Consider the following 8,950-nt stretch of genomic DNA (forward strand, 5'->3'; position numbering starts at 1 on the left):
CCGGCTGGGCCACACGCTTCAAGGCATGCAGGTTTTCGACGAATGTCCGCGATTCCGGCGTCTTGAACGTCGCCGCGGGTGTATCGGTGCCGCCCGGCAGCAGCGCGTTGACGCGAATGGCTTTCGGGCCGTATTCGGCGGCAAGCACCTGCGTCAATCCGATCAGGCCAGCCTTGCTCGCTGCATAGCCGGTCATGCCGGGCATGCCGACGGTGTGGCCGACAAAGGTGGAGGTGAAGATCAGCGAACCGCCACCCCGTTCGATCATCGCCGGCACCTGGTATTTCGCGCCAAGAAACGCGCTGGTGAGATTGGTGTCGAGCGTCTCGCGCCATCCCTCCAGCGAAAGGTCGGAAATCGACCCCATCTGACCGACCGCTCCGACGTTGTTGAAGGCGATGTCGAGGCCGCCGAACCTCTCTGCGGCGAGTTCGACCAGGGCCTTCGCGTAGGCTTCGTCCCGGACGTCGCCGGCAAGTGCGATCGCTGTGCCGCCAGCCTCCTCGATTTCGCCAACGAGCGCGTCGAGCTCGGCCTTGCGGCGCGCCGCGACGACCAGGCTGGCGCCCTGCTCGGCGAACAGCCTGGCTGTGGCGCGGCCGATGCCGGAGCTGGCGCCGGTGACGATGGCAACTTTGTTTGTCAGGGTGAACATGTCTCTGCATCCTTCCTTTTGTGCCGAGCTTGCCGGCGGTTGGATGCTTGGTCGCAAATGGCACAGGCCGGAGCCACCCGAAACCGGCAAAGGCCGCTATTGCCCTACTGCCGCAACAGCCAACCCAGCCGGTCCAGTGAGAAGGCGTAGCTGAGGGCGATCAGCAGAGCCATGATGATGCCGGCGGCCGTGTGGCCGGTTAGATAGAATCCCGCGGCGCCGCCGAACAGCATGACAAGTTCCAACATCAGCCGCACCGCGCCCGGCACAGGAACCGGCGCGCGGCCGGACCGGCTTGGGTCGTCAGGAACCGCGAAGGTTCCCCACAGCGCTGCTGCAATAAGCGGCAAGGCCAAGGCGAGGAGCCAGCGCCACCACCCTTCGGACAGGCTCCAGCCGGCCATGCCGAGCCCAAGCAGCGCCGCTAGTTCCAGCAGAAAGCGCAAGGTCAGATTCCACCAGGCGTTACCCATCATCATCCTCAAACGTCGTGCAACAGGAGTGTCGCTGAAGACAGCCATGGAAGCCAGATCGAACCTCTCGCTTTGACCACGGCGCAAAACGGCAAGCGCCGTCGCAAACAGCGCAAGGATGGCAGCGCGGTTTCGATAGTGATACTCCTCGCACGCCGAGGCGGGGATGCCCGGCCGCAAATCCGCGAAAGATATTGGCGCGAGGCCTGCAACGTGAAGAAATATTCGGTATTCGCCATTGCCCGCGAGGCCATGCGCGGCCACAAGGGTTGGGAAGAGCAATGGACCTCGCCCGAGCCGAAGAAGGAATACGATGTCATCATCGTCGGCGCCGGCGGCCACGGCCTGGCGACTGCCTACTATCTGGCGAGCGAGCACGGCATCACCAACGTCGCGGTGCTGGAAAAAGGCTGGCTCGGCGGCGGCAACACCGGCCGCAACACCACCATCATCCGCTCCAACTACCTCTATGACGAGAGCGCCGGCATCTACGACCATGCGCTGAAGCTGTGGGACGGATTGAGCCAAGAGCTCAACTACAACGTCATGTATTCGGCGCGCGGCGTCATGATGCTCGCCCACAACGTTCATGACGTCCAGGTGTTCAAGCGCCACATCCATGCCAACCGGCTCAACGGCATCGACAATGAATGGCTGACGCCGGAGCAGGCGAAGGAATTCTGTCCGCCGCTCAACATCGCCAAAGAGGCGCGCTATCCGGTGATGGGCGCCGCACTGCAGCGGCGCGGCGGCACGGCGCGCCACGATGCGGTCGCCTGGGGCTATGCGCGCGGCGCCTCGGCGCGCGGCGTGCACATCATCCAGAACTGCGAGGTCACCGGCATCAAGCGTGCGGCCAATGGCGCGGTCACCGGCGTCGAGACGACGCGCGGCTTCATAGGCGCCAAGAAGGTCGGCGTCGTCGCAGCCGGTCATTCATCGGTGATCATGGACATGGCCGGCGTGCGCATGCCGTTGGAGAGCTATCCGCTGCAGGCGCTGGTCTCGGAGCCGGTCAAGCCGGTGGTGCCCTGCGTGGTGATGTCGAACACGGTGCACGCCTATATCTCGCAGTCGGACAAGGGCGAGCTGGTGATCGGCGCCGGCACCGACCAGTATATCTCCTATTCGCAGACCGGCGGCCTGCGCATCCTGCAGCACACGCTCGACGCCATTTGCGAGATGTTCCCGATCTTCACGCGCATGAAGATGCTGCGCTCCTGGGGCGGCATCGTCGACGTGACGCCCGATCGGTCGCCGATCCTGGCGAAGACGCCGGTCAAGGGACTCTATGTCAATTGCGGCTGGGGCACGGGCGGCTTCAAGGCGACACCTGGTTCGGGCAATGTCTTTGCCCACACCATCGCCAGGGACGACCCGCACCCGATCAACGCCCCCTTCACGCTCGAGCGGTTCCGCACCGGCCGTCTCATCGACGAGGCGGCAGCGGCGGCGGTGGCGCACTGATGCCGACATTTCTGCTGAGGCTTTGCGATCAACCGGCCGGCGCTCGCGTCGGCCATGGCGAATTGTAGGATCGACCGAAAATGCTTCTCATCCGCTGCCCCTATTGCGAGGAAGAGCGCCCGGAACTCGAGTTCCGCAATGCCGGCGAGGCGCATGTCGTGCGCTCGACCAACATTGCCGGCGAGAGCGACGACGATTTCGAGAAATTTTTCTTCATCCGCTCGAACCCGAAAGGCGTCATCTATGAGCGCTGGCGGCATATCCATGGCTGCGCGCGCTTCTTCAACGCCGTGCGCGACACCGTCACCGACAAGTTCGTCATGACCTACAAGGCCGGCGAGCCGAAGCCCGCGAAGCTGCCTGGAGCCTCGAAATGAACGCCGCGTTCCGCATTCCCGGCGCCGGGCACCTCAGCCAGGCGAAGACCGCGTCTTTCAGCTTCGACGGCAAGTCCTATGTCGGCATCGAGGGCGACACGCTCGCCTCGGCGCTGCTCGCCAACGGCGTGCATCTGGTCGGCCGTTCGTTCAAGTACCATCGTCCGCGCGGCTTCCTTTCCGCCGGCGCGGAAGAGCCCAATGCGCTGGTGCAGATCGTGCGCGACGACACACGCAAGACGCCGAATGTGCGGGCGACCGTGCAGGAGCTCTATGACGGGCTCACCGCCAATTCGCAGAACCGCTGGCCCTCGCTTGCCTTCGACGTCAGCGCGGTCAACGACCTTGCCTCGCCGATGTTCTCGGCCGGCTTCTACTACAAGACCTTCATGTGGCCGAAGTCGGCCTGGAAGAGCCTTTACGAGCCGCAGATCCGCTCGGCCGCGGGCCTTGGCGTTTCTCCGGACCGCCCGGACCCTGACCACTACGCGGCGCGCTACGCGCATTGCGACGTTCTGGTGCTGGGCGGCGGCGCCGCCGGCATTGCGGCCGCGCTTGCCGCTGCCGAAACCGGCGCGCGGGTGATCTTCGCCGACGAGCAGGCCGAATTCGGCGGCAGCCTGCGCTTCGAGAGCGGCGCCAAAATCGACGGCGAGAATGGCTATGCCTGGGCGCAAGCCGCGATCGCGAAGCTCAAGGCCATGGACAATGTCCGCGTGCTTTCGCGCACGACTGCTTTTGGGTATTACGCGCAGAACTTCGTCGGCCTTGTCGAGCGGGTCAGCGACCATCTCAAGAGCCCCGGCCGGGAGCTGGCGCGCGAGCGCCTGTGGCAGGTCCGCGCCAGCCGAGTCGTGCTGGCGACCGGCGCCATCGAGCGCCACATGGTGTTCGCCAACAACGACCGTCCGGGCATCATGCTGGCGTCGGCCGCGCGCATCTATCTCAATCACTATGGTGTCGCGGTCGGCAGGAATGTCGGCGTCTATACCGCGAACGACTCGGCCTACGCGGCTGCGATCGACTTGAAGAAGGCGGGTGTCAATATCGCCGCTATCGTCGACCTGCGCGACAATCCCACCGGACCGATGATCGACGAGGCGAGGGGCCTCGGCATCGAGATCAATTTCGGCCGCGCCGTTATCCGCGCCGGCGGCAAGCTGCGCGTCTCATCGATGACCGTGCAGCCGAAGAATGGCGGCGGCGAGCGCACCATCCCTGTCGATGCGATCCTGATGTCGGCCGGCTGGACGCCGTCGGTGCATCTCTTCTCGCAGTCGCGCGGCAAGGTCGCCTTCAACGAGGAGACGCGGCGTTTCGTGCCGGGAACCTACGCGCAGGACTGCGTGTCGGTCGGCGCCTGCAACGGCACCGACGGGCTGGATGCGGCCATCGACGAGGCCTATGCGGCGGGCGTCAAGGCGGCGAAGGAGGCCGGCGGCAAGGATTCCAGCGTCAAGACGGGCAAGGGCGCCAAGCCGAAGGTCGATGCCAGCGAAAGCTGGTCGCGCGGCATGCTGGGCGCTGCCCCCGGCGCCGGACCGGGCACCACCGTCAAGGCTTTCATCGATTTCCAGAACGACGTCACCGCCAAGGACATCCGCCAGGCGGTGCATGAAGGCATGCATTCGATCGAGCACGTCAAGCGCTTCACCACCAACGGCATGGCGACCGACCAGGGCAAGACCTCGAACATGCACGGCCTGGCGATCGCCGCCGAGACACTGGGCAAGCCGATCCCGCAAGTCGGTCTCACCACCTTCCGCCCGCCCTACACGCCGGTGACCTTCGGCTCGATCGTCGGACACGCGCGTGGAGCGCTCTTCGATCCCACCCGCAGGACGGCGACCCATGGCTGGGCGGCGGCCCAAGGCGCTGTGTTCGAGGATGTCGGCCAGTGGAAGCGCGCCTGGTATTTCCCCAAGGCCGGCGAGGACATGCATGCCGCCGTCAACCGCGAATGCGTGACGGTGCGCAAGACGGCCGGCCTGTTCGACGCCTCGACGCTCGGCAAGATCGAGGTGGTCGGGCCGGACGCGGCGAAGTTCATGGAGCTGCTCTACACCAACCCGTGGGAGAAGCTGGAGCCCGGCCGCTGCCGCTACGGCATCATGTTGCGCGAGGACGGCTTCATCTATGACGACGGCGTCGTCGGCAGGCTGGCGCCTGACCGCTTCCATGTGACGACGACCACCGGCGGCGCGCCGCGCGTCATGCACCACATGGAGGATTACCTCCAGACCGAGTTCCCGCATCTGAACGTCTGGCTGACCTCGATCACCGAGCAGTGGGCGGTCATCGCGGTGCAGGGTCCGAAGTCGCGTGAGATCATCGCGCCGCTGGTCGAGGGCATCGACATGTCCGACGAAGCGATGCCGCATATGTCGGTGCGCGAGGGCAAGATCTGCGGCGTGCCGACGAGGCTGTTCCGCATGTCCTTCACCGGCGAGCGCGGCTTCGAGGTCAACGTGCCGGCCGACTATGGCGAGGCGGTCTGGGAAGCGCTGTGGGCCGAAGGCCGGAAGCATGGCGCGACCGCCTACGGCACCGAAACGATGCACGTGCTGCGCGCCGAGAAGGGCTACATCATCGTCGGCCAGGACACGGACGGCACGGTGACGCCGAACGATGCCGGGCTCGACTGGGCGGTCGGCAAGAAGAAGACTGACTTCGTCGGCATCCGCGGCATGATGCGGTCCGACCTGGTCGCCAAGGGCCGCAAGCAGTTGGTCGGCCTGAAGACCAAGGATCCGAAGGTGGTGCTGGAGGAAGGCGCGCAAATCGTCGCGGATCCGAAACAGGCGATCCCGATGAAGATGATCGGTCACGTCACCTCCAGCTACTGGTCGGAGAATTGCGGGCACTCGATCGCGCTGGCGCTGGTCGCCGGCGGCCGCGACCGCATGGGTCAGACGCTCTACGTGCCGATGCCGAACGGCACGATCGAGGTGGAGGTCACCGGCACGGTGTTCGTCGACGAGAAGGGAGGACGCCTCAATGGCTAAGGCTGCCGTCAAGACAAAAGCCGCTGCTTCACCTTCCGTCGAGCGGCGTCCAGCGCTTGCTGGCCGCGTGACGTCGGCGCCAGGTGTCAAGGTCGAGATCCTGCCGCCGGCCGAACGCATCTCTCTGCGCGCGCCGGAGGCTTCGCTCGCCGCCCTTTCCAAGGCGCTCGGCGTGACCTTGCCGACCAAGCCGAAGACTTCGGCGGCAAAAAGCGGGCGCACTGCCTTGTGGCTTGGGCCTGACGAGTGGCTGATCATCGATGAGGCCGGAAACGATCCGCTGGCCGACTGCGCCAAGGCGCCGGCGCTGCATTCGGCGGTCGGCATCTCGCATCGCAATGTCGCCATCTCGGTCGCCGGGCCGGCGGCCGCGGTGACGGTCAATTCCGGCTGCCCGCAGGACCTGTCGCTCGAGGCGTTCCCGGTGGGTGCGGCGTCGCGCACCATTCTCGGCAAGTCCGAGATCGTGCTGTCGCGCATGGCGGCCGATGCCTTCCGGGTGGAATGCTGGCGTTCCTTCTCGGACTATGTCTTTACTTTGCTGTCGGAAGCGGCAAGCGACGCGGCGAACTGATTTTCCTGACCGCCGTTAACCAGAGGCGGCGTCGCAGGAACCATCGCCGATCCGTCCCCGTTGTTTGCGACTAGCGAGGGAGAAGGCCGATGCTATCCAAATCAGCGCCGAAGTCGCCCAAGAAGACCGCGGCGGTCCGTTCACTGGAGCGGGAGCAGCATCACGACATCGAGGATGAGGAACTTGAGGAAGGCCTCGAGGACACATTCCCGGCCAGCGATCCGGTTTCGATCACCAGCACTTCGATTACGGGTGCGCCTGCGAAGCCGGCCAAAGCCAAGACAGTGTCGCGACAGAAACAGCGCAAGAGATAAAACGTTCGCTTCGAGAGCGCCGGTATAAACGAAAACGGGCGGCCAAGTGCCGCCCGTTTTCGTTTCCGCTTGCGGTGTTCAGAGGCCGGGCACGAACCACGGATCCACGTCGATACCGAGTCGCGGGCCCTTGGTTGCCTGGGTGTTGCTGGCGTCCGGCTTTTCAACCGAGCCGGTCGCCGTGCAGTCGAGCGTCACATTGGCCTTAGTCTGAGCGCAGGCCGCCGGGCCGTGCTTGGCCGGCTGGTCCGCGCCGGCAAAAGCGGCGCCCGAGAAAGCCAGCACAGTCGCAAGCGCGAGAATCGTCTTTTTCATCTTCCGTCTCCGGTAATCTTTTCGTACATGTACGATACGCCGTACATATACGGTTAACGGAAGCTGAATTCAAGGGGGAGTTTGTACGTGTACGACAACTTTTCTTGAACGTAGGAATTCGCCCCCGTGAATCAAGCGATCGACGTGAGCTAGACCGCGATGCCGGTCAGCAGTTGACGGGCGTTTCGGTGAGCGGAGGAATGTCCTGCGCCGACAAGGAGGCCAGCATGAAGTCGCACATGCGCTTCACATAGGCCTGGGGGTCGCCAAAGGGGTAGAAGGGGAAGGTGATCAGCAGCGAGATGGTGCCGTGGCCGACGGTCCACAGCATGGTCGCGATGGCGCGCGGGTCGCCCTTGAGCTTGCCGGCGGCCACGCAGGCCTCGACCCTGCTTATCAGCACCTGCATCGCCGGGTTGCCCTCTTCCATGTCCTCGTAGCTGCGGCCTTCCGGCAGCCGGGTCTTCTCGGTCATAAAAACGGTTCGGTATTCATTGGGATTGCCGAGCCCGAAGGCGGCATACTCTGTCATCACCGCCCGCAGCGCCTCGATCGGATCGTCGGAGGGATGCTCCTCGATGCGCCGTGCGAGCGTCTCGAATGCGTCCTCAGCCAACGCGAACAGGATGTCCTGCTTATCGGCGAAATAGGAATAGACCGACATCGGCGCGTATCCGACACGCTTGGCCAGCTTGCGGATGGTAAGCCCTTCATAGCCCTCTTCCTGGACGAGCTTGTGGGCCGCGTCGACCAGTTCGGAGCGAAGTTCGGCTTTTTGTTTTTCGCGGCGTTTCTGAACGCTCAGCGCCAATGTCCGTCTGCCTTTTGTGATTGGTTGCCTTACGAAATTATATACGCTGTACGGCAACGGGCAAGGGAGTGGACGGTTCCCCAACGTCCGCTTTCTATCTACCGCAGTTCCGGACGGAAAACCGCAAAACACTTTTCCTGGAATTGCGCTTTGTCAGACGCAATTCCGGACGGAAAACCGTAAAACACTTTTCCTGGAATTGCTCAGATGGCCCCGATGCCGCCATCGAGTGCGAGAGCGTGGCCGGTCATGAAGGAGTTGGCGGGATCGGCGAGATAAAGGATGCCGGTTACGATCTCGTCGACTTCGCCGACCCGTTTCATCGGCACGCCGCGTGTGAGTTCGGCGATGGCTTCGGCTTCCGGCGCGCCGGTGGAGCGCACGAAGCCGTCGACCATCGCCGTCCTGGTGTGAGCCGGGCAGACCGCGTTGATGCGGATCCCCTTGCTGGCATATTCGACCGCTGCGGAGCGCGTCAGCCCGACGACGCCATGCTTGGCGGCGGCATAGACGGACAGCTTCGGCGCGCCGGAGAGACCGGCGACCGAGGCGACGTTGACGATGGCGCCGCCCTTGCCGCTCTCCCTGAACTGGCGCTCCATTTGCGGGATCTGATGCTTCATGGCGTAGAAGACGCCGAGCAGATCGACCTCCAGCACCCGGCGCGCTTCCTCCGAGGTCACCTGCGGCAGGCGCACGAAGGCGTGCACGATCCCGGCATTGTTGACGGCAATGTCCAGCCGGCCGAACTTTTCGACGGCCAGCTTCACAAGATCCTCCGAGAGCCTCTCGTCGGCAATGTTGCCGGCAAGGAACGCGGTTTCGGCGCCGAGCGTCGCCGCGAAATCGCCGAGCGCCGTTTCGTCGAGGTCGGAAAGGACAAGCCGCGCGCCTTCAGCGGCGAAGGCTTTGGCGGCGCCGCTGCCGAGGCCGCCGGTCGCACCGGTTATCAGCACGGT

General features: G+C 64.5%; 10 protein-coding genes. 5 read left to right on the top strand and 5 right to left on the bottom strand.

The genetic code is table 11. The annotated features are described in order from the left end of the window. The coding region (locus EOA29_RS16235) for an SDR family oxidoreductase (RefSeq protein WP_127221145.1) at positions 1 to 655 on the bottom strand (655 nt) is incomplete at its 3' end. A gap of 104 nt (positions 656 to 759) precedes the next feature. Continuing rightward, positions 760 to 1,308: a YrdB family protein gene (locus tag EOA29_RS16240; protein WP_245468478.1), complete on the bottom strand. Its 549-nt coding sequence runs from the start codon at positions 1,306 to 1,308 to the stop codon at positions 760 to 762. Positions 1,309 to 1,341: 33 nt separating this feature from the next. On the opposite strand from EOA29_RS16240, the gene EOA29_RS16245 reads away from it, so the two are divergent. The 5 genes from EOA29_RS16245 to EOA29_RS16265 all read left to right on the top strand — a co-directional run bounded on the left by EOA29_RS16245 (position 1,342) and on the right by EOA29_RS16265 (position 6,865). After that, on the top strand, positions 1,342 to 2,595 hold the full coding sequence (locus tag EOA29_RS16245; protein ID WP_126092085.1) for a sarcosine oxidase subunit beta: 1,254 nt from the start codon (positions 1,342 to 1,344) through the stop codon (positions 2,593 to 2,595). An 80-nt stretch (positions 2,596 to 2,675) separates the two neighbouring features. Further along, positions 2,676 to 2,972: a sarcosine oxidase subunit delta gene (locus tag EOA29_RS16250; RefSeq protein WP_059184503.1), complete on the top strand. Its 297-nt coding sequence runs from the start codon at positions 2,676 to 2,678 to the stop codon at positions 2,970 to 2,972. Continuing rightward, on the top strand, positions 2,969 to 5,977 hold the full coding sequence (locus EOA29_RS16255) for a sarcosine oxidase subunit alpha (RefSeq protein WP_126092086.1): 3,009 nt from the start codon (positions 2,969 to 2,971) through the stop codon (positions 5,975 to 5,977). The genes EOA29_RS16250 and EOA29_RS16255 overlap by 4 nt, the downstream gene beginning before the upstream one ends. Beyond that, positions 5,970 to 6,551, top strand: coding sequence for a sarcosine oxidase subunit gamma (locus EOA29_RS16260; protein WP_126092087.1), 582 nt, complete (start codon positions 5,970 to 5,972; stop codon positions 6,549 to 6,551). The genes EOA29_RS16255 and EOA29_RS16260 overlap by 8 nt, the downstream gene beginning before the upstream one ends. 89 nt (positions 6,552 to 6,640) lie before the next feature. Beyond that, the gene (locus EOA29_RS16265) at positions 6,641 to 6,865 is read left to right on the top strand and encodes a hypothetical protein (RefSeq protein WP_126092088.1); all 225 of its coding nucleotides are present in this window, start codon (positions 6,641 to 6,643) and stop codon (positions 6,863 to 6,865) included. Positions 6,866 to 6,943: 78 nt separating this feature from the next. Here the strand turns inward: EOA29_RS16265 and EOA29_RS16270 are convergent, their stop codons facing one another. The 3 genes from EOA29_RS16270 to EOA29_RS16280 all read right to left on the bottom strand — a co-directional run. After that, a complete protein-coding gene (locus tag EOA29_RS16270; RefSeq protein ID WP_126092089.1) occupies positions 6,944 to 7,180 on the bottom strand; it encodes a DUF680 domain-containing protein in 237 nt (78 codons plus the stop codon). Positions 7,181 to 7,346: 166 nt separating this feature from the next. After that, positions 7,347 to 7,991: a TetR/AcrR family transcriptional regulator gene (locus tag EOA29_RS16275; RefSeq protein ID WP_126092090.1), complete on the bottom strand. Its 645-nt coding sequence runs from the start codon at positions 7,989 to 7,991 to the stop codon at positions 7,347 to 7,349. Between the two features lie 203 nt (positions 7,992 to 8,194). Beyond that, a partial coding sequence (locus EOA29_RS16280) for an SDR family oxidoreductase (RefSeq protein WP_127221146.1) occupies positions 8,195 to 8,950 on the bottom strand: 756 nt, incomplete at its 5' end.

It is taken from the genome of Mesorhizobium sp. M1E.F.Ca.ET.063.01.1.1, assembly GCF_003998155.1.
Taxonomy (GTDB): Bacteria; Pseudomonadota; Alphaproteobacteria; order Rhizobiales; family Rhizobiaceae; genus Mesorhizobium.